Annotated in this window: 17 protein-coding genes and 2 pseudogenes; 4 read left to right on the forward strand and 15 right to left on the reverse strand. The window is 63.1% G+C overall.

Features of this window, described 5'->3' with window-relative positions; translation table 11 throughout:
* Positions 1 to 202: 202 nt before the first annotated feature.
* From FAZ95_RS19095 to FAZ95_RS19125, 8 genes and pseudogenes are all read right to left on the reverse strand, one after another.
* Positions 203 to 796 (reverse strand): histone H1-like DNA-binding protein, encoded by a 594-nt coding sequence (locus FAZ95_RS19095; RefSeq protein ID WP_137334638.1) that lies wholly within the window; start codon positions 794 to 796, stop codon positions 203 to 205.
* Between the two features lie 30 nt (positions 797 to 826).
* Positions 827 to 1,190, reverse strand: a pseudogene (locus tag FAZ95_RS19100) (hypothetical protein).
* Between the two features lie 83 nt (positions 1,191 to 1,273).
* Positions 1,274 to 2,503: a ribonucleotide-diphosphate reductase subunit beta gene (locus tag FAZ95_RS19105; protein WP_137333880.1), complete on the reverse strand. Its 1,230-nt coding sequence runs from the start codon at positions 2,501 to 2,503 to the stop codon at positions 1,274 to 1,276.
* A 281-nt stretch (positions 2,504 to 2,784) separates the two neighbouring features.
* On the reverse strand, positions 2,785 to 2,925 hold the full coding sequence (locus FAZ95_RS39395; protein ID WP_175425645.1) for a hypothetical protein: 141 nt from the start codon (positions 2,923 to 2,925) through the stop codon (positions 2,785 to 2,787).
* 47 nt (positions 2,926 to 2,972) lie between these two features.
* The gene (locus FAZ95_RS19110) at positions 2,973 to 5,981 is read right to left on the reverse strand and encodes a ribonucleoside-diphosphate reductase subunit alpha (protein WP_137333881.1); all 3,009 of its coding nucleotides are present in this window, start codon (positions 5,979 to 5,981) and stop codon (positions 2,973 to 2,975) included.
* 508 nt (positions 5,982 to 6,489) lie between these two features.
* Positions 6,490 to 7,074 carry a 1,6-anhydro-N-acetylmuramyl-L-alanine amidase AmpD gene (gene ampD / locus FAZ95_RS19115; protein WP_137333882.1) on the reverse strand — a complete coding sequence of 195 codons (585 nt, stop codon included), beginning with the start codon at positions 7,072 to 7,074 and terminating at the stop codon, positions 6,490 to 6,492.
* Entirely contained in the window at positions 7,071 to 7,394 is a 324-nt protein-coding gene (locus tag FAZ95_RS19120) for a PP0621 family protein (RefSeq protein WP_137333883.1), read from the reverse strand. Before FAZ95_RS19120 ends, ampD begins: the two co-directional genes overlap by 4 nt.
* Before the next feature lie 16 nt (positions 7,395 to 7,410).
* Positions 7,411 to 8,334: a cytochrome C assembly family protein gene (locus FAZ95_RS19125; RefSeq protein ID WP_137333884.1), complete on the reverse strand. Its 924-nt coding sequence runs from the start codon at positions 8,332 to 8,334 to the stop codon at positions 7,411 to 7,413.
* Between the two features lie 87 nt (positions 8,335 to 8,421).
* Here FAZ95_RS19125 and ffh point away from each other — a divergent pair, with 87 nt between their 5' ends.
* Together ffh and FAZ95_RS19135 are read left to right on the forward strand one after the other, a co-directional pair.
* On the forward strand, positions 8,422 to 9,789 hold the full coding sequence (gene ffh / locus FAZ95_RS19130; protein WP_137333885.1) for a signal recognition particle protein: 1,368 nt from the start codon (positions 8,422 to 8,424) through the stop codon (positions 9,787 to 9,789).
* A 157-nt stretch (positions 9,790 to 9,946) separates the two neighbouring features.
* On the forward strand, positions 9,947 to 10,498 hold the full coding sequence (locus FAZ95_RS19135) for a hypoxanthine-guanine phosphoribosyltransferase (RefSeq protein WP_137333886.1): 552 nt from the start codon (positions 9,947 to 9,949) through the stop codon (positions 10,496 to 10,498).
* A 75-nt stretch (positions 10,499 to 10,573) separates the two neighbouring features.
* Here the strand turns inward: FAZ95_RS19135 and FAZ95_RS19140 are convergent.
* The 3 genes and pseudogenes from FAZ95_RS19140 to FAZ95_RS19150 form a co-directional block, all read right to left on the reverse strand.
* A pseudogene (locus FAZ95_RS19140) lies at positions 10,574 to 11,901 on the reverse strand (IS4 family transposase).
* Between the two features lie 149 nt (positions 11,902 to 12,050).
* Entirely contained in the window at positions 12,051 to 12,653 is a 603-nt protein-coding gene (locus FAZ95_RS19145; protein ID WP_137333887.1) for a MarC family protein, read from the reverse strand.
* Positions 12,654 to 12,665: 12 nt separating this feature from the next.
* Positions 12,666 to 14,402, reverse strand: coding sequence for a proline--tRNA ligase (locus FAZ95_RS19150; RefSeq protein WP_137333888.1), 1,737 nt, complete (start codon positions 14,400 to 14,402; stop codon positions 12,666 to 12,668).
* 266 nt (positions 14,403 to 14,668) lie between these two features.
* Between FAZ95_RS19150 and FAZ95_RS19160 the strand changes: the two genes are divergently transcribed.
* Together FAZ95_RS19160 and FAZ95_RS19165 are read left to right on the forward strand one after the other, a co-directional pair.
* Positions 14,669 to 15,367, forward strand: a complete 699-nt coding sequence (locus FAZ95_RS19160) for an RNA pyrophosphohydrolase (RefSeq protein ID WP_137333890.1) — start codon at positions 14,669 to 14,671, stop codon at positions 15,365 to 15,367.
* 93 nt (positions 15,368 to 15,460) lie between these two features.
* Complete coding sequence (locus FAZ95_RS19165) at positions 15,461 to 16,012, forward strand: CNP1-like family protein (protein ID WP_137333891.1); 552 nt, start codon at positions 15,461 to 15,463, stop codon at positions 16,010 to 16,012.
* An 81-nt stretch (positions 16,013 to 16,093) separates the two neighbouring features.
* On the opposite strand, the gene proB is transcribed toward FAZ95_RS19165, so the two are convergent.
* From proB to rplU, 4 genes are all read right to left on the reverse strand, one after another.
* Complete coding sequence (gene proB / locus FAZ95_RS19170; protein WP_137333892.1) at positions 16,094 to 17,212, reverse strand: glutamate 5-kinase; 1,119 nt, start codon at positions 17,210 to 17,212, stop codon at positions 16,094 to 16,096.
* An 80-nt stretch (positions 17,213 to 17,292) separates the two neighbouring features.
* On the reverse strand, positions 17,293 to 18,408 hold the full coding sequence (gene cgtA, locus FAZ95_RS19175) for an Obg family GTPase CgtA (RefSeq protein ID WP_137333893.1): 1,116 nt from the start codon (positions 18,406 to 18,408) through the stop codon (positions 17,293 to 17,295).
* A 177-nt stretch (positions 18,409 to 18,585) separates the two neighbouring features.
* Entirely contained in the window at positions 18,586 to 18,849 is a 264-nt protein-coding gene (rpmA, locus tag FAZ95_RS19180) for a 50S ribosomal protein L27 (RefSeq protein ID WP_136893052.1), read from the reverse strand.
* 24 nt (positions 18,850 to 18,873) lie between these two features.
* Positions 18,874 to 19,185 carry a 50S ribosomal protein L21 gene (rplU, locus tag FAZ95_RS19185; protein ID WP_004194344.1) on the reverse strand — a complete coding sequence of 104 codons (312 nt, stop codon included), beginning with the start codon at positions 19,183 to 19,185 and terminating at the stop codon, positions 18,874 to 18,876.
* Between the last annotated feature and the right edge of the window lie 156 nt (positions 19,186 to 19,341).

The following is a 19,341-nucleotide window of genomic DNA, read 5'->3' on the forward strand; positions in this document are numbered from 1 at the left end:
GTTCCCGTCCCTCTAGTCGCCTGCGCTGTGACACAACGCAGGCCGCTAGGCGCGATGGAACGCGTCGTCAGCACGTCCCGCACGTCGGCGTTCCCTGGGCATAAAAAATCCCGCCACCGGAAACCGGTGACGGGATTCGGGCTGAGTAGCATTACTCAACCGTGTGGCACGTCGCGACGTGCCGAGTTACCGCCTCGAGTTGTTACGGACGGCTGCCGGTCGGAAACGGCCATGCAGCAGCCGGGTTCAACGCGGTCTTCACCGTAGCAGCAGGAGCCGTCGACGCAGCGGGTGCCGCAGCGGGAGCAGGCGCAGCAGCGGCCTTCTTCGCAGCAGCCTTCTTCGCCGGTGCTGCCTTCTTGGCAGGCGCAGCCTTCTTCGCAGCAGGGGCAGCCTTCTTGGCGGCAGCCTTCTTCGCAGGCGCAGCTTTCTTCGCCGCAGCCTTCTTAGCAGGCGCCTTCTTCGCAGCGGCCTTCTTCGCGACAACCTTCTTCGCAGCAGCCTTCTTAGCCGGTGCGGCCTTCTTCGCAGCAACCTTCTTCACTGCGACTTTCTTGGCTGCAACCTTCTTCACCGCGACTTTCTTCACCGCGACTTTCTTGGCTGCAACCTTCTTCACCGCGACTTTCTTCGCTGCGACCTTCTTGGCAGCAACCTTCTTCACGGCGACTTTCTTCGCTGCAACCTTCTTCACAGCGGCCTTCTTAGCCGGAGCAGCCTTCTTCGCTACGGTCTTCTTCACGGCCGGTTTCGCAGCGGCTTTTTTAGCTGCGGGTTTTTTCTTGGCGAGTGCCATCATTTTCTCCTTCAGGTTTTCAGATGAGAGTTAATTCAAACTACACCCTTCGTCAAAACCCGCTTCCCGCTGCACGCTTATCAAGGCGTGCGCTGCGAAGCGGGCTATTCATCGGCGTACGCGCTTCCCGCTTGCTTACGCTAATGAATACGGTAAGGCGCGCCGTGCCAGCGGGCACCGCACGCCAAGTCCAGTCAGCTTCGAGGCGCTCTGCTGCGCGCACTTCTGCGCTCAGGCCGCTCTCGAATGCCGGCAATCGTTTGAGCAAGCCGACGGCATGGCCGCCGGCTTTTTCCGGGGGGAAGTTTGCCCATCCCACTGAAGGGTTCGCAAAGTGCCTGTCATGTTTGTGGGCCGCGGATCGCACCGCTAAGCCACTGGGCACGCTTTGCATCAGGCGTTTCTGCTCCTAAGCACGTTTGCCGGGGCTCTCGCCGCCGGCATCCCCATCAAGTTCGTTGGTCGACACGCGCCGGGTCACTCCCAGGACAGCGCACCGCCAGTCTGATATTCAATGACCCGCGTCTCGAAGAAGTTGCGCTCCTTCTTCAAATCGATCATCTCGCTCATCCACGGGAACGGGTTCTCCTCGTTCGGGAACAGCGGATCGAGGCCGATCTGCTGGCAACGGCGGTTGCAGATGAAGCGCAGATAGCTCTTGAACATCGACGCATTGAGGCCGAGCACCCCGCGCGGCATCGTGTCTTCTGCGTAGCGATATTCGAGGTCGACCGCGTGCTTGAAGATCTCGCGGATCTCTTCACGGAATTCGGCCGTCCACAGATGCGGGTTTTCGAGTTTGATCTGGTTGATGAGGTCGATGCCGAAGTTGCAGTGCATCGACTCGTCACGCAGGATGTATTGGTACTGTTCCGCTGCGCCCGTCATCTTGTTCTGCCGGCCGAGCGCAAGGATTTGCGTAAACCCGACGTAGAAGAACAGGCCCTCCATCACGCAGGCGAACACGATCAGCGACTTGAGCAGCTTCTGGTCGGCTTCGAGCGTGCCGGTCGTGAAGGCCGGATCGGTCAGCGTTTGGATGAACGGAATCAGGAATTCGTCCTTGTCACGGATCGACTTGACCTCGTGATAGGCGTTGAAGATCTCGCCCTCGTCGAGACTGAGCGACTCGACGATGTATTGGTAAGCGTGCGTATGGATCGCCTCTTCGAACGCCTGGCGCAGCAGGAACTGCCGGCACTCGGGCGCCGTGATGTGGCGGTAGGTGCCCAGCACGATGTTGTTCGCGGCGAGCGAGTCGGCGGTCACGAAGAAGCCGAGGTTGCGCTTGACGATGCGGCGCTCGTCTTCGGTGAGGCCGTTCGGGTCTTTCCACAGCGCGATGTCGCGGGACATGTTGATTTCCTGCGGCATCCAGTGGTTTGCGCAACCCGCCAGATACTTCTCCCACGCCCACTTGTACTTGAACGGCACGAGCTGATTGACGTCAGTCTTGCCGTTGATGATGCGCTTGTCGGCGACGTTCACGCGCGCTTCGGAAGCGCCGGCCGGTGCAGCAGTGGCTGCGTCGGCATACGGAGCGACTGCAAAGTCGCCTGCGAAAATGTCCTTCGCCGAGGGAGCGTGAGTGGCAGCGCGCGTCGCTACTTGCGCTCCGACAGCCGATCCCGCGGGGTTGCGCAACGCGTTGTGTTGCGAACCGCTCGAGGGAATTGCGGCAGTGATCTCGTCATCCCAGTTGAGCATAAATTCTCACCATCAATTTAGATCGGTTTGTACCATCTTTTCGTTAGCGATAAAAGGGTTCGCTCACGAAAAATCCTGTTTTCGATTCGCGTTGCAACCTACATACAACACTTTGATCTTCACGTCGTCTTCGACACATCGCGTGATGTGTTCGAAGCGTGAGTCTTAGAGGTGCTTCGCATTGTCGATCGGGTATCGAAGCGAGGTGATTTCGATACCTCTTGTGTGCGCTTCGATGACCATCCGGCAACGTCGCCTGCTGTGTCGCCGAGTCTTTATCGTTAGGGTTTCAACGGCTCGGCGAAGTTCAAAGAATCCGCACTGCGCTGCACCTTCTTCTCGGCCGGCGACAGACTTCTTCGTCGCTTCGCTTCCATCGTGTGACTACTGTTCGGGAAGAGCGGCGCGCCCTTCTGCTTCATGTTGCACGCCGCCCTCTCATCGCGTGTGCGCTACGGCACTCACGCGGTTACTGACAGGCTTCGCACTCGTCGAAACCCGGGTCGCCCGGACGCATCATGCACACGGGACCATCCACTTCCACCTCCGGTTGAGCAGCAACCGGCGCGCCTGCCGCCGCTGCCGCGTTCATGGCGCCCGACGACGAAGCGCCGCTCATCGCGCCACCGATCGAACCGCCCGCGCCGAAGCCGCCGGCAGCACCGCCCGCGCCGCCTTCCGACGAAGGCACAGCGTTCAGCGCGCCGTGCGCGACCGTCGACTTCTCAACGTGCGTCGCCGCCATCGTGCGCAGGTAGTAAGTCGTCTTCAGGCCACGCAGCCAAGCGAGCTTGTAGACCTCGTCGAGCTTCTTGCCCGATGCGCCCGCCATGTAGATGTTGAGCGACTGCGCCTGGTCGATCCACTTCTGACGACGCGCCGCCGCCTCGACGAGCCATGTCGCGTCGACTTCGAACGCCGTCGCGTAGATCGCGCGCAGATCGGCCGGAATGCGGTCGATGCGCGAGAGCGTGCCGTCGAAGTACTTGAGGTCGGCAACCATCACCTCGTCCCACAGACCGCGCGCCTTCAGGTCGCGCACCAGGTAGTCGTTGACCACCGTGAATTCGCCCGACAGATTCGACTTCACATAGAGGTTCTGGAAGGTCGGCTCGATGCACGCGGACACGCCGATGATGTTCGAGATCGTCGCCGTCGGCGCGATCGCGACGCAGTTCGAGTTGCGCATGCCGTAGTCGGCGATGCGCGAGCGCAGCGCCGGCCAGTCCATCGACTCGCTCGAATCCACTTCGACATAGCCGCCGCGCGCTTCGGCCAGCAGCTTCAGCGAGTCTTGCGGAAGGATGCCGCGATCCCACAGCGAGCCGCGGTAGCTCGAGTAGCGGCCGCGCTCTTCGGCCAGCTCGGTGGACGCGTAGTACGCGTAGTAGCAGACCGCTTCCATCGAGCGGTCGGCGAACTCGACGGCCGCCTCCGATGCGTACGGCGTGCGCAGCATGTGCAGGCAGTCCTGGAAGCCCATGATGCCGAGACCGACCGGACGGTGCTTCAGGTTCGAGTTACGCGCCTTCGCGACGGCGTAGTAGTTGATGTCGATGACGTTGTCGAGCATCCGCATCGCAACGCTGACCGTGCGCTTGAGCTTCTCGTGGTCGAGCGCATAGCTGCCGTCGGCCTGCTTCGTCAGGTGCGCGACGAGGTTCACCGAGCCCAGGTTACAAACGGCGATTTCGGCGTCGCTCGTGTTCAGCGTGATCTCGGTACACAGGTTCGACGAGTGGACGACGCCGACGTGCTGTTGCGGCGAGCGCACATTGCACGGATCCTTGAACGTGATCCACGGATGGCCGGTCTCGAACAGCATGCCGAGCATCTTGCGCCACAGCTGCGCCGCCGGAATCTTCTTGAACAGCTTGATCTCGCCGCGCGCGACCTTGTCTTCGTAAGCCGTGTAAGCCGCTTCGAACTCGGCACCGAACTTGTCGTGCAGGTCCGGGCAGGTCGACGGCGAGAACAGCGTCCAGTCGCCGCCTTCCATCACGCGCTTCATGAACAGGTCGGGAATCCAGTTCGCCGTGTTCATGTCGTGCGTACGGCGACGGTCGTCACCGGTGTTCTTGCGCAGCTCGAGGAATTCCTCGATGTCGAGGTGCCACGATTCCAGGTACGCGCAGACCGCGCCCTTGCGCTTGCCGCCCTGGTTCACGGCGACGGCCGTGTCGTTGACGACCTTCAGGAACGGCACGACGCCCTGCGACTTGCCGTTGGTGCCCTTGATGTGCGAGCCGAGCGCGCGCACGCGGGTCCAGTCGTTGCCGAGGCCGCCGGCGAACTTCGAGAGCAGCGCGTTTTCCTTCAGCGCCTCGTAGATGCCGTCGAGATCGTCCGCGACCGTCGTCAGGTAGCACGACGACAGCTGCGAGCGGCGCGTACCCGAGTTGAAGAGCGTCGGCGTCGAGCTCATGAAGTCGAAGGTCGACAGCACGTTGTAGAACTCGATCGCGCGCGCTTCGCGGTCGATCTCGTTCAGCGCGAGCCCCATCGCGACACGCATAAAGAATGCCTGCGGCATCTCGATACGGGTGCCGTCGACGTGCAGGAAGTAGCGGTCATAGAGCGTCTGCAGGCCGAGGTAGCCGAACTGCAGGTCGCGCTCGGCGTCGAGCGCGGCGCCCAGGCGCTTCAAGTCGAACTGCAGCAGCTTCTCGTCGAGCAGCTCGGCTTCGACACCGCGCTTCAAGAACTGCGGGAAGTACTCGACATAGCGCTCGCCCATTTCGCCTTGCGTGACTTCCTCTTCGAGGATTTCGCGGCGGATCGTGTGCAGCAGGATGCGTGCGGTGACCTGGCTGTACGCCGGGTCCTTCTCGATCATCGTGCGAGCAGCGAGGATGGCCGAGTCGTAGACCTGGCTCATCGGTACGCCGTCGTAGAGGTTCTTGACCGTCTCGGCGACGATCGGCTCGGCGGAAACCGCGTCGCCGAGGTTCGCGCAGGCCGACTCGATCAGCGCGGTAAGCGCCTTCATATCGAGCGGACGCGAGATGCCGTTATCGACGACGTTCAGGCCCGAGCTCGGCGCGCTTTCGTCTTCCGCGTGACGCTCCTGATTGCGCTTCTCGCGATACAGCACATAAGCGCGCGCGACGTTGTGCTCGCCGCCGCGCATGAGCGCCAGTTCGACCTGGTCCTGGATGTCTTCGATATGGAACGTGCCGCCGTTCGGACGGCTGCGCAGAAGCGCGCGCACGACGCTTTGCGTGAGCTGCTCGACGAGCTCGCGCACGCGCGCGGACGCGGCGCCCTGTCCGCCGTTGACGGCCAGAAACGCCTTCGTCACCGCAATCGCGATCTTCGACGGCTCGAACGACACCACACTGCCATTGCGGCGGATCACCTTGTAATCCGCGAAGGTAGCCTGTGGCGCGAGCGCTTGGGCGCTCTGTGCTTGCCCGCCGAGGGTGCGGCCGGTAGGCGCGCCTTCGTGCTGGCTCGTCACGTTGTCGGTCGTTTGCATGTGCAAAGCTCCTGGTCTTGTTGGATGGTGCGGAGAGACCCGCGGGTTAAAACACTCGCTGCGCATCCCCGTGCGCGAACGAATAAGTGGAAGAAAAGCGGCGGCACAGAACGGCCGCGCGGGACAACGTGGATTCGACGATGATCGCTTTCATCTTGGTTATCACCATTCCCCGACTGCGCTTTTCTTCTTTGACAGCGCTGCGCGAGATTGGATGTCCCGTCGCAGCGCTTCTTTGATTGCAACGCTGGCAATGCTTGCGGCACCGGGCCTTCGAGGCCGGGTGCCGCCGGGTCAAAGACACAAGATCTTGTGCAAGTGCGTCTGACTGGCACCAAGTATAGTGGACTTAGGCGCCAACTCAAAAACCTTTATTTGGTGTCGGACGCTTGACTTTTCACACAGCCAGACGAGACAAGGGATCGCCCGGAAAGCAAGGCGCAGCAACGTTCTTCGACTTGCCTAAGCATTGAGCAACGAACGTGCGCGGGCTTGCGACGCGACCGGGTCAGCCGTGCCGATAGGGAAAGTACCGAGCGGGCAATGCGGCGTCTTGGGCGAAGCGCTGCCAGTCGAAATGCGGACCGGGGTCGGTCTTGCGGCCCGGTGCGATGTCGGAGTGGCCGACGAGCGCATCGATCGGATAGCGAGCGACGAGCGCCTTCACGAGTGCGGCCAGCGTCTCGTATTGCGGCACTTCGAACGCCGTGTCGTCGCTGCCCTCCAGCTCGACGCCGATCGAGAAGTCGTTGCAGCGTTCACGGCCGAAGAAGTTCGAGAGGCCCGCGTGCCACGCACGCTCGTTGCACGAGACGAACTGCTCGAGGACGCCGTCGCGCCGGATCACGAAATGCGACGAGACGCGCAAGCCGCGCAGATGCGCGTCGTAGTACGGGTGCGCGTCGCAGTCGAGCCGGTTCAGGAAGAGATCGGCGATCGCGCTGCCGCCGAACTCGCCGGGCGGCAGGCTGATGTTGTGGATCACGATCAGCGTCGGCGCCGCGCCATCGGGTCGCGCTTCGAAGTTCGGCGACGGCAGTGCGCGCGCCGCGCTCACCCAGCCGTCCGCGCCAACGGTCAAGCCTATGCTCATCGAGCGGTGCGCCCGGTCGGGCGGGCCGCGTAGCGCTCGGCGTGCTCGGCGCAGCAAAAGCGCTGCCCCGCGGCAAGGATCGATTCGCTTTGCGGCGTATGCACGCCGCAAGTCGCGCAGCGGACCATCGGCTCGGCGAGCTGCCGCGATTGCGACTGCGCTTGCGCGCCGCCGGTGTTGCCGGGGTTCGCGTCAGGCCGCGCACTCGTATCGAACGGGCCGTTGCGCGGCGCGTCGGCGGCATTGCCCACGCGCCGCAACGCCTTCACGAGCCATTGGCCGGCGAAGAACAGCAGGATCAGAAGAAGAAGTTGTCGCATGGGGTCAAACAGCGTGTCAAACCACGGGACGGTGCAGCAGCACCTCAAAGACGAAGCGGCTGCCGACATAGGCCAGCAGCAGCGCAACGAACGACGCGAGCACCCAGCGCAACGCCGCGCGGCCGCGCCAGCCGGATACCTTGCGCGCCGTGAGCAACGCGCCGAACATCAGCCAGGACAAGATCGCGAAGACGGTCTTGTGATCGAGCTTGATCGCGCGGTCCACCAGCTGCTCACTAAATAGGATGCCGGACAAGAGCGTGAGCGTGAGCAGCACGAACCCCGCCGAGATCAGCCGGAACAGCAGCTTTTCGAGCGTGAGGAGCGGCGGCAGCGTATCGAGCCAGCTCGAGAGCCACCCGCCGTTCGCGCCGGTGCCGCGTTGCGCCGCGCCACGCATCGCATGCAATCGGCGCTCGGCGAACAGCATCAGCACGGCGTGCAGCGCGGCGATCGCGAAGAGCCCGTACGCGACATTCGCAATGATGAAATGCAGCTTGAACATCGGCGCCGCCGCATACGACAGCACGCGCACTCCGCCGAACGCGAGCGGCATCAGCGACGCGACGCACGCGAGCGGCAGCACGAGGAGCCGCAAGCCGTCGAGCGGGAAGAAGAAACTCTCGATCCAGTAGATGCCGGCGCCGAGCCAGAACATCGCGGAGAGTGCGAACGCGAAGCCGAACACCATCGCGTTCTGCGGAAAGATCGTCGTGTGCAGCAGTACGCCGTGCGCGAGCAGCGCGACAAAGAGCAGCCAGCGCCCCTGCACGCTCATGCCCGACGCGGCCGACACCGGCGCGCGCGCGTCCCGGCCCGCCGGTACCGGCGGCACGCTCGAGAGCATCGTTTGCGCCTCCACGTGCCGATGGGCGCGCCAGCCCGCGACGGCAAGGCCGCCGTAAAGAAGCGCAGTGAGGGCATACAGTACAATATCCATGTTCGAAGTTTACACTAGGGCCCTTCCCCGCGACGTCTCCCGTTTCGTCAGCCGCGCGCCAGGTGCCCGCACTGTCCATCGCTCCCCATGCTCGACAATCTCACCACACGGATGGCGCGCGTCGTCAAGACGCTGCGCGGCGAAGCCCGGCTCACCGAGGCGAACACACAGGAGATGCTGCGCGAAGTGCGCCTCGCGCTCCTCGAAGCCGACGTGGCGCTGCCCGTCGTGCGCGAATTCATCGCGAAGGTGAAGGAAAAGGCGCTCGGCGAAGAAGTGCTGTCGAGCCTGACGCCGGGCCAGGCGCTCGTCGGCGTCGTGCAGCGCGAGCTGACAGCCGTGATCGGCGGCGACTATGAAGGCAAGGCCGTCGAGCTCAATCTCGCCGTCACGCCGCCCGCGATCGTCCTGATGGCCGGCCTGCAAGGCGCCGGTAAAACGACCACGGTCGGCAAGCTCGCGAAACTGCTGCGCGAGAAGTACAAGAAGAAGGTGCTCACGGTTTCCTGCGACGTCTACCGCCCTGCCGCTATCGCGCAGTTGAAGACGGTGACGGAGCAAGTCGGCGCCGACTTCTTCCCGTCCGAGCCCGATCAGAAGCCGGTCGATATCGCGCGCGCCGCGGTCGATTGGGCGAAGCGCCACTATCACGACGTGCTGCTCGTCGATACGGCCGGCCGTCTCGGCATCGACGAAGCGATGATGAACGAAATCAGCGCGCTGCACGCGGAGCTGAAGCCGGCGGAAACGCTCTTCGTCGTCGACGCGATGCTCGGCCAGGACGCCGTCAACACCGCCAAGGCGTTCAACGACGCGCTGCCGCTCACCGGCGTCGTGCTCACCAAGCTCGATGGCGACTCGCGCGGCGGCGCGGCGCTGTCGGTGCGTCACGTGACCGGCAAGCCGATCAAGTTCGTCGGCGTCGCCGAAAAGCTCGACGGCCTTGAAGTGTTCTATCCGGACCGGATGGCGAACCGGATCCTCGGCATGGGCGACATTCTCGCGCTCGTCGAGGAAGCGCAGCGCGGCGTCGACGTGCAAGCCGCCCAGAAGCTCGCCGACAAGGTCAAGAAAGGCGGCGACTTCGATCTCAACGATTTCCGCGCACAGCTTTCGCAGATGAAGAACATGGGCGGCCTGTCGTCGCTGATGGATAAACTCCCCGCGCAGTTCCAGCAAGCCGCGGCCGGCGCCGACATGGGCCAGGCCGAAAAGCAGATGCGCCGCATGGAAGGCATCATCAACTCGATGACGCCGCAGGAGCGTGCGAAACCCGAACTCATCAAGGCGACCCGCAAGCGCCGCATCGCGGCCGGCGCCGGCGTGCAGGTGCAGGAAGTGAACCGCATGCTCAACCAGTACGAGCAGATGCGCACCATGATGAAGAAGCTCAAGGGCGGCAACCTGCAGAAGATGATGCGCGGCATGAAGGGCATGCTGCCGGGCATGCGCTGAGCGGTCCGTTCAAGGCGGCGGAAAGACGGCTCACGGGCTAACACAGCGCTGTCTTTTGCGCCGCTATCAAGGATGGCGGAGCGCGCGGGTTTATGCTGTAGCGTGCGCCGCCGTTCTCTCCCACACTAATGTATACAGTCACCGTCCGTCAGACGTCATGAATCGCGAAGAAGCTCTCCACATTTTCCGCCACTCCGAAGAGATCGTATCGGCCACCGAGGTCGACGCGTCGATAGCGAAAATGGCGCAGGCCATCCGCACCGAAATGAGCGAGGACTTTCCGCTCGTGCTGTCGGTGATGGGCGGCGCGGCGGTATTCACCGGCATGCTGCTGCCGCACCTCGACTTCCCGCTCGAATTCGACTACATCCACCTGACCCGCTACCGCAACACCACGAAGGGCGGCAGCGACATGCAGTGGCGCGTCGCGCCGGCCGAGTCGGTGAAGGATCGCGTCGTGCTCGTGCTCGACGACATCCTCGACGAAGGCGAAACGATGGCCGCGATCCGCGACCGTATTCTGGCGATGGGCGCGAAGCGCTTCCTGTCTGCCGTGCTGTGCGAGAAGCTGATCGATAAGGACAAGCCGCTGCGCCCCGACTTCTGCGGCTTCGAAGTGCCCGACCGCTACGTGTTCGGCTGCGGGATGGACGCGAAGGGCTACTGGCGCAACCTGCCGACGATCCGCGCGCTGACCGACGGCGCCTGACGCACCCGCCGCCGCGACCTGTTGCCCGCGGCAGCTCAGCTCAATAAAAAAAGCGGCCAAACGGCCTAATGCCGTTCAGTTAAGGTCCCGCTTCAGGTACCGGACGGTGTAACGGAAAGGTCTGGACTTGACGGCCCGAGCGCATGAGCGCCCGGGCCGTTTTTCGTTGGGAAGCTGCTTGAGGCGCTCGCGCAGGCGCGCGAGTAGCGCAGGGAGTTTGCCGTACGAGCGCGTGACGGCCGCCCACGTCATTTCGTACTGGATCGTGTGAAACGCCCTGATGAAGCTCAGCTCCTCGGGTGTGCGGCCGGCCTCCAGGGCAGCCTTCGCCATCTCCAGGCGAATCAGGTTGTAGGCGATCAAAGCGCCCCAGAACTCCTGGTAGACGCCTTCCACGGTCTGACTGCGAAGGGTCAACTCCATGCCCAGCATCGATTGCTTCAATTCACGGTAGCTGGTCTCGATTTGCCAGCGACGTTCGTAGCAGGACACGATGTCACCGGCCTTAAACCGCTGCCGATCGCTCAGGGAAGTCAGCAATACCCGCTGCCGGCCACCGGCATCGACGGCGAGCACGGCACGGGCCTGCCAGGACTCGGGCAGCTCCGGACACGCCTTTCGCGCCTGCGGCGACACGCGCATGCGCACCATCTGATCGCCGGACTCACCACTGAGCACCTCCCAGCGTGTATTGGACTTGGCCGGAATGATGAAATGCCGGTTCTCCCCGCCCGCGACCAGGCTGCACAGCAGCTGGGCGGACAGGAACCCTTTATCGAACACCGTAATGGAGTTCTCCGGCACACGCGGCATGAGTTCACGCGCCGAGATCATCTCGTTGACGTCATAAGGGCCGAATTCGACATCGCGTACCAGATGCGTGGGAATGGCGGTGAGCGTAACGGCACGCAACTGGGGATAGCTGCCCACCCGGTCATGCACGGCCGCGGATGCCCCGAAGTGCCTGCGGTTGGCGGCACTGTCGGCCGTGCGCAGCGTGGTGCCGTCCATGGCGAACAGCGAGAATCCCTTGAAGAGGTATTGCGCCTGATCCTGGCAACCCAGTTCCTGGCGGACTCGTGAAAGAGCCACGCCAGCGGCGCGGCGCCGGTGCGTTGCCGTGCCTGGGTGATGGCGCTCTTGCTGACAAACGACGCATCGGGCGCGGGAAGCGCAAGTTCCAGCCCGTCAACCACCTCGCTGATTGACTGATGCCGGTACAACGCCAGTGCGATCACCAGCCACACCACCTGCTGCGCTGGCAGACGACGACGGCGCAGGCTGGCACTGCCGCTGGCCTGAACTGCCTGCTCGATCCATTCGTACGGCAGATGCTCGCCCAGCCGGTCCCATTCGAACGGTGGGTGTGAATCGACAAGAAGAGGAAGGTCGTCAACCAGCATGGCGACGAAAGTTAACATCGCCACGCCCTGTTTACAACAGGTTTGCTCCATCAACAAAAATGCCGTTCAGTCGCTTAACTGAACGGCATTAGGCCAAACGGCCGCTTTTTTGTCTCAGCGCCAACTGCGCGCGAACTCGGCGCCTGCGTCTAGAGCTGGTGCACGAACACCCGAATCCCGCCCAGAATCATCTCGACCGAAATCGCAACCAGCACCAGCCCCATCAACCGCTCGAACGCCATCACGGTACGCTCGCCGATCCACTGCTGAATCCGCTGCGCGAGCACCAGCACGACCGCGCACACGATCATCGTCACGGTGAGCGCGCCGATCCACTCGGGCACCCGCCCCGGGGACTGCGAAGTCAGCAGCATCACCGTCGCGAGCGCAGACGGACCCGCCAGTGCGGGAATCGCGAGCGGCACGATAAACGGTTCGCCGCCCGCGCGCGGATCGTTGCCGAGCGCGCCGTCCGGATGCGGGAAGACCATCCGCAGCGCGATCAGGAACAGAACGATGCCGCCGCCGATGCGCAGCGAAATATCGGTCAGATGCATCATCCGCAGGAAGCGATCGCCGATCACCATGAAGATCAGCAGGATCACGAACGCAATCGCCACTTCCCGCAGGATCACCTTGACCCGCCGATCCTTCGGCACGTTCTTCAGCGCGGAGATGAAGAGCGGAATGTTGCCGAGCGGATCGGTGATCAGGAGCAGCAGGACCGTCGCCGATAGAAAGTTGTACTCCAACGCGCCACCCGGTTAGCCGGCGAGCGCGGCGCGCACTTTCTCCGTCACCGTCACGGCGGCTTCTTCTACCGGCAGCAGCGTCGGTTCGGCGTCGCGGCGGCCCTGGTATTCGATCTTGCCTTCCTTGAGACCGCGATCGCCGATCACGAGCCGGTGCGGCACGCCGATCAACTCCCAGTCGGCGAACATCACGCCGGGGCGCTCGCCGCGGTCGTCGAGAATCACGTCGATGCCTGCCTCGACCAGTTGCGCGTAGAGCTTGTCGGCCTGTTCGCGCACGGCATCGCTGCGGTCGTAGCCCATCGGACACAGCACGACTTCGAACGGCGCGATCGCTTCCGGCCAGATGATGCCGCGCTCGTCGAAATTCTGTTCGATCGCCGCGCCGAGAATGCGCGTGATGCCGATGCCGTAGCAGCCCATGATCATCGGCTGCGGCTTGCCGTTTTCGTCGAGGAACGTCGCGTTCATCGCCTCCGAATACTTCGCGCCGAGCTGGAACACGTGCCCGACTTCGATGCCGCGGCAGATCTCGAGCGTGCCCTTACCGTCCGGCGACGGATCGCCACGGCGCACGTTGCGGATGTCGGCCACGACCGGCTCCGGCAAATCGCGCCCCCAGTTCACGCCGGTGGTATGGAAGTCGACCTCGTTCGAGCCGACGACGAAGTCGCTCATCTTCGCGACCGTGGTGTCGGCAATCACCTTGACCGGCTTCTTCGTCTTGAGCGGCCCGAGGTAGCCCGGCGGCGTGCCGAACCACTCGACGATTTCCTCCTCCGTCGCGAAGCGATAGCCGGAGAGGCCCGGCAGCTTGCCCGCCTTGATCTCGTTCAGGTCGTGATCGCCGCGCAACATCAAGAGCCAAATGGTCGGCTCGGCGCCTTCGTTTTCGGTCGCGAGCACGATCGACTTGATCGTCCGCTCGAGCGGGATGTTCAAGTACTCGGCGACGGCCTCGCACTTCGCCTTGCCGGGCGTCGACGTCTTCTTCAGCGCTTCTTGCGGCGCGGCGCGCTCGGCAATCAACGGCAGCGCGTCGGCGGCTTCGACGTTGGCCGCAAAGTCCGACGTCGGGCAATACGCGATCGAATCCTCGCCCGTCTCGGCGATCACGTGGAACTCGTGCGAGCCGCTGCCGCCAATCGAGCCGTTATCGGCCGCCACCGCGCGGAATTCGAGGCCGATGCGCGTGAAGATGCGCACGTACGCTTCGTACATCTTGCGATACGACTCCTGCAGCCCAGCCATGTCCTTATCGAACGAGTAGGCGTCTTTCATCGTGAACTCGCGTCCGCGCATCACGCCGAAGCGCGGACGGATCTCGTCGCGAAACTTCGTCTGGATCTGGTAGAAGTTGACCGGCATCTGCCGGTAGCTCTTGATCTGGTTGCGCGCGATATCGGTGACGACTTCCTCGTGCGTCGGCCCGATCACGAAGTCGTTCTGCTTGCGGTCCTTCAAGCGCAGCAATTCGGGGCCGTACTGCACCCAGCGCCCCGACTCCTGCCACAGCTCAGCCGGCTGCACGGCCGGCATCAGGAGTTCGAGCCCGCCCGCCCGGTTCATTTCTTCGCGCACGATCGCTTCCACCTTGCGAATCGAGCGCAGGCCGATCGGCAGATAGTTGTAGATGCCACCGGCGACGCGGCGGATCATCCCCGCGCGCACCATCAGTTTGTGGCTGACGATCTCAGCGTCGGCCGGTGCTTCCTTCAGGGTGCCGATAAAGAAACGGGAGGCTTTCATTCAGAATTATCCAAAAACGGCGGCCCTGAGCGAGCCGCCCGAAAGAAGTAGAACGTATGAGTATAGGTGATAGGGTCGCAGCGGCTTTACGGGGCCGGATAAGACGAGGTGCAGCGGCACCGTGGTCGCCGGATCGCCAGACAAATCTTAAGTCACTTAGCGGCACGCACCTTGCTGCAAATCGGCCCTTCCTGGTGCATGGCGGTGCGTAAGACCCGTTATCTGTTTATAATCAAAGCAATTTTAAAGGATTCGAAGGTGGTTGTATGCTGGATCGTGAAGGCTTTCGCCCGAACGTCGGCATCATCCTCTTGAACGCGCACAACGAGGTGTTTTGGGGTAAGCGGCTGCGTGAACATTCCTGGCAATTTCCGCAAGGGGGCATCAAGTACGGTGAGACCCCCATGCAAGCGATGTATCGGGAGTTACACGAAGAAACCGGCTTGCTTCCGGAGCACGTCAAGATCATCGGTCGCACGCGCGACTGGTTGCGTTATGAGGTGCCGGACAAGTTCATCAAGCGTGAAGTACGCGGTCATTACCGCGGCCAGAAACAGATCTGGTTTCTGCTGCGGATGGTCGGACGCGATTGCGACATTTGCTTGCGCGCAACCGATCATCCGGAGTTCGACGCTTGGCGTTGGAACGAGTACTGGGTGCCGCTCGACGCGGTAATCGAGTTCAAGAGAGATGTGTATCAGTTGGCGTTGACGGAGTTGTCGCGGTTCCTGCGGCGTCCGGCGCCGCGCGCGGAAAAACCGCGCGGGCATCACGGGCAACGGTATCCGCGCGTCGCGGCGTCGGTGACGGCGTCCGCGATGGGCACGATCACCCAGGTGACGATCGAAGCGACGATCGAGACTGTGGAGTCTGCTGGCACGGTCAACACGATAGGCTCGGAAGACGGCTCGGATTGCCTGTCGGCCGAACCTTCCGACGAGCAAACGCGCATCCTGCGCGGCTAATCGACACGCGGCGGCGTTTCCCACGCCTATGCCGCAACCGCGGGCGCTGAGCCGGTCACACGGTATCGCGCCCGTTTTTTCGAGGATGTCATATTGAAAGCGATTGCTCTCGCCGCGGCATGCGCCGCCGCCGGCGCCCTACTGGCGGCCTGCTCGAGTACGCCCAGCAACAAGGACGACAGCGCCTTTACCTACCTGCTGGACCGCAAGGGGAACTGGGTCGAAAACAAGGTCGACACCTTACCGCCGCTGCCGGAAGCGGGCGATCTGCTGCCGTTTGATGTCTCGCAGAACACGCCTCTGCAATTCTCGGTCGATCAGAAGTCGCTGACGGTGGGCTCGGACGGCGTCGTGCGCTATACGGTGGTGGTGACGAGCCCGGCCGGTGCTCGCAACGTCAACTATGAGGGTATTCGCTGCGACACCTACGAGTGGCGCCAATACGCGGGACTCAACGCGGACCACGATGGCTGGGACCGCACCGTGGCGAACCCGTGGCAGCGCATCGAGAACGGCAACCTGAATGCGTACCAGGCGTCGCTCTATCAGGATTACTTCTGCGCGAACAAGATGCCGACCGGTTCGGCAAAGACGATCGTCAATAACATCCGCTTGAGGCGTACCGCCGCGAGCGCGATCCGCTGACGCGCGATACGCTCCCGCGCGGCAATAAAAAAGCCCGCTGTCGATCAGCGGGCTTTTTTGCGTCGGCCGCAGATGCTCCGTTCAAATCAGCACGAGATTGTCGCGATGAATCAGCTCGGGCTCGAGCATATAGCCGAGGATCGACTCGATCTCGGTGCTCGGCTTGCGGTGAATCAGCTTCGCCTCGGCGCTGCTGTAGTTCGTGAGTCCACGTGCGACTTCGCGACCCGCGGCGTTCAAGCACGCGATCACTTCGCCGCGCGCAAACGCACCCTGCACGTCCACGACACCGATCGGCAACAGGCTCTTGCCGCCTACCGTGAGCTTCTCGACCGCGCCGTCGTCGATCACGACGTGCCCGCGCACCTGCAGATGATCGGCCATCCATTGCTTGCGGGCGGCCATGCGCGCCGTCCGCGCGATCAATTGCGTGCCGATTGCCTCGCCGGCAGCTAGCCGAGCCAGCACCTCGGGCTCGCGGCCGCTCGCGATCACGGTGTCGGCACCGCTATGCGCCGCGCGCTTAGCGGCGAGGATCTTCGTCAGCATCCCGCCGCGGCCGATGCTCGATCCCGCGCCGCCGGCCATCGCCTCCAACTCCGGAGAGCCCGCATCCGCCTGCTCGACGAGCGTTGCGCTCGGGTCTTTACGAGGATCAGCGGTGTACAGGCCGCGCTGATCGGTCAAAATGATCAGTGCGTCGCCTTCGATCAGGTTGGCAACGAGCGCGCCGAGCGTGTCGTTGTCGCCAAACTTGATTTCATCGGTGACGACGGTGTCGTTCTCGTTGATGATCGGCACGACGCCGAGGCGCAGCAGCGTCAACAGCGTCGAGCGCGCATTCAGATAGCGTTCACGGTCGGCAAGATCCGCGTGGGTCAGCAGAATTTGCGCGGTGCGGATCGAGTGCTCGGCGAACCGGCTTTCGTACACTTGCGCGAGCCCCATCTGGCCAACGGCGGCGGCAGCTTGCAACTCGTCGATTTCACGCGGACGCTTCGTCCAGCCGAGGCGCTGCATCCCTTCGGCAATGGCCCCCGAACTGACGAGCACCACTTCCTTGCCTTGCGCGCGCAATTGCGCGATCTGCTCGGCCCAGCGGCCGATGGCTGCGTGGTCGAGCCCGCGTCCGTCGTTCGTCACGAGACTGGACCCTACTTTCACTACCAAGCGTTTCGAATCGGCGATGACAGAACGCATCGTGCGCGGTCTCCATGGATGCCTTGATGGCGCGATGGCCCGCCGCTCGACGCGGCAGGCAAATGACGGATGAGTCGAGGTTAGTCCTGCGGCGCGGCGGTATCGGCTGCAGTGCCGGGCTGAGCCTCATCGCGAAAGCGAACGTCGGCGGCAAGGTCTTCCTCGTGAGCCGCACGGTGCGCGTCCGAGTGTGCAGCGAGGTAGTCGTACACCGCGTAGCAGAGATTCTCGCAACCCTGGCCGGTCAGCGCCGAAATCTCGAACACCGGACCGTCCCACTCGAATCGCTTGAGGAAATCGGCGACGCGCGCTTCGCGCTCGTCTTCGGGCACCATGTCGAGCTTGTTCAGCACGAGCCAGCGCGGTTTTTCATACAGCGCTTCGTCGTACTTGCGCAGCTCGTTGACGATTGCCTTCGCTTCCGCCACCGGATCGACGTCCTCATCGAACGGGGCGAGGTCTACGAGATGCAGCAACACGCCGGTGCGCTGCAGATGGCGCAGGAACTGGTGGCCGAGACCGGCTCCTTCCGCGGCGCCTTCGATCAGCCCAGGAATATCCGCGATGACGAAGCTCTTGCTCGGGCCGACGCGCACGACGCCGAGATTCGGCGCGAGCGTCGTGAACGGGTAGTCGGCGATCTTCGGCTTCGCGTTCGACACCGACGAAATGAACGTCGATTTGCCCGCGTTCGGCATGCCGAGCAGACCCACATCGGCCAGCACCTTCAATTCGAGGCGCAGCATCCGACGCTCGCCGGGCTTGCCTTCGGTCTTCTGACGCGGCGCGCGATTCGTGCTCGACTTGAAATGCAGGTTGCCGAGGCCGCCCGCGCCGCCCTTCGCGACCTGAACCTGCTGATCGTGTTCGGTCAGATCGGCGATCAGCTCACCGGTGTCCATATCGGTAATCACGGTGCCGACCGGCATGCGCAGCGTGATATCGTCGCCGCCCTTGCCGTAGCAATCCGAACCGCGCCCGTTTTCACCGTTGCGCGCCTGGTGTTTCTTGGCGTACCGGTAGTCGATCAGCGTGTTGATGTTGCGGTCGGCGACCGCGTTGACGCTGCCGCCACGGCCGCCGTCGCCGCCGTCCGGACCGCCGAACGGGACGAACTTCTCGCGGCGCATCGACGCGCTGCCATCGCCTCCGTCGCCGGCGATGACTTCAATTCTCGCTTCGTCAATGAACTTCATGCGTTGCTCCGTCCCGTGCTTATTGCTCTGTAGTCGCTATTTTGCCGCGCCCCGCGAGCGTTGACCAATCGGCCAAACGGCCAATAACAGCCAATCCGCGCAGAGGCGCCAATAAAAAAGGCCCCGCTAACATCGCGGGGCCTTTATTCCGGTCAGTTCCGCCGTGTCTGATTAAGCTCAGACTGCGGCCGGAATCACGTTGACCATGTGCTTCTTGGCAGCGCCCTTCGTCGTGAACTGGACGTGGCCGTCAGTCAGCGCGAACAGCGTGTGATCCTTGCCGATACCGACATTGTCGCCCGGGTGCATGCGCGTGCCGCGTTGACGCACGATGATGCCGCCCGCGTTGATCGCTTGGCCGCCGTAGACCTTGACGCCGAGGCGCTTCGACTCGGAATCGCGGCCGTTGCGGGAAGACCCGCCTGCTTTTTTGTGTGCCATCTGATTGCTCCTTGACCGGCGCGCTTACGCGTTGATCGCGTCGATGCGCAGTTCGGTGTAGTTCTGGCGGTGGCCGCCGTGCTTTTGGTAGTGCTTCCGGCGACGCATCTTGAAGATGGTCACTTTGGCGTGACGACCGTGGGAGACAACGGTAGCCTTGACGGAAGCCCCACTCACCAGCGGCGTACCGAACTGAATCGATTCGCCTTCGCCTACTGCGAGAACCTGGTCGAGCGTGATTTCAGCGTCAATGTCTGCCGGTATCTGTTCTACTTTAAGTTTTTCGCCAACGGCAACCTTGTACTGCTTGCCGCCGGTTTTTATGACCGCGTACATTGAGAACCTCACTCTGTGTTCATTTTTCCGACGCACCGCGCGCGGAAACCCGTGATTATACATAGAGTTAGCTCCGCGGTCAAAATCTCCGCCGTTCGGCCGGCGGCAAGCGCCGACACCCGGCCAATCGGCCGAGGATACCCTCTCGCACCACCC

Source organism: Trinickia violacea, from assembly GCF_005280735.1.
Taxonomy (GTDB): domain Bacteria; phylum Pseudomonadota; class Gammaproteobacteria; order Burkholderiales; family Burkholderiaceae; genus Trinickia_A; species Trinickia_A violacea.

What these genes read in the sequence shown, in the direction of transcription:
- FAZ95_RS19095 (WP_137334638.1), bottom strand. Translation starts at nt 796, where the DNA reads ATGGCACTCGCCAAGAAAAAACCCGCAGCTAAAAAAGCCGCTGCGAAA.
- FAZ95_RS19105 (WP_137333880.1), bottom strand. Translation starts at nt 2,503, where the DNA reads ATGCTCAACTGGGATGACGAGATCACTGCCGCAATTCCCTCGAGCGGT.
- FAZ95_RS39395 (WP_175425645.1), bottom strand. Translation starts at nt 2,925, where the DNA reads ATGAAGCAGAAGGGCGCGCCGCTCTTCCCGAACAGTAGTCACACGATG.
- FAZ95_RS19110 (WP_137333881.1), bottom strand. Translation starts at nt 5,981, where the DNA reads ATGCAAACGACCGACAACGTGACGAGCCAGCACGAAGGCGCGCCTACC.
- ampD (WP_137333882.1), bottom strand. Translation starts at nt 7,074, where the DNA reads ATGAGCATAGGCTTGACCGTTGGCGCGGACGGCTGGGTGAGCGCGGCG.
- FAZ95_RS19120 (WP_137333883.1), bottom strand. Translation starts at nt 7,394, where the DNA reads ATGCGACAACTTCTTCTTCTGATCCTGCTGTTCTTCGCCGGCCAATGG.
- FAZ95_RS19125 (WP_137333884.1), bottom strand. Translation starts at nt 8,334, where the DNA reads ATGGATATTGTACTGTATGCCCTCACTGCGCTTCTTTACGGCGGCCTT.
- ffh (WP_137333885.1), top strand. Translation starts at nt 8,422, where the DNA reads ATGCTCGACAATCTCACCACACGGATGGCGCGCGTCGTCAAGACGCTG.
- FAZ95_RS19135 (WP_137333886.1), top strand. Translation starts at nt 9,947, where the DNA reads ATGAATCGCGAAGAAGCTCTCCACATTTTCCGCCACTCCGAAGAGATC.
- FAZ95_RS19150 (WP_137333888.1), bottom strand. Translation starts at nt 14,402, where the DNA reads ATGAAAGCCTCCCGTTTCTTTATCGGCACCCTGAAGGAAGCACCGGCC.
- FAZ95_RS19160 (WP_137333890.1), top strand. Translation starts at nt 14,669, where the DNA reads ATGCTGGATCGTGAAGGCTTTCGCCCGAACGTCGGCATCATCCTCTTG.
- proB (WP_137333892.1), bottom strand. Translation starts at nt 17,212, where the DNA reads ATGCGTTCTGTCATCGCCGATTCGAAACGCTTGGTAGTGAAAGTAGGG.
- cgtA (WP_137333893.1), bottom strand. Translation starts at nt 18,408, where the DNA reads ATGAAGTTCATTGACGAAGCGAGAATTGAAGTCATCGCCGGCGACGGA.
- rpmA (WP_136893052.1), bottom strand. Translation starts at nt 18,849, where the DNA reads ATGGCACACAAAAAAGCAGGCGGGTCTTCCCGCAACGGCCGCGATTCC.
- rplU (WP_004194344.1), bottom strand. Translation starts at nt 19,185, where the DNA reads ATGTACGCGGTCATAAAAACCGGCGGCAAGCAGTACAAGGTTGCCGTT.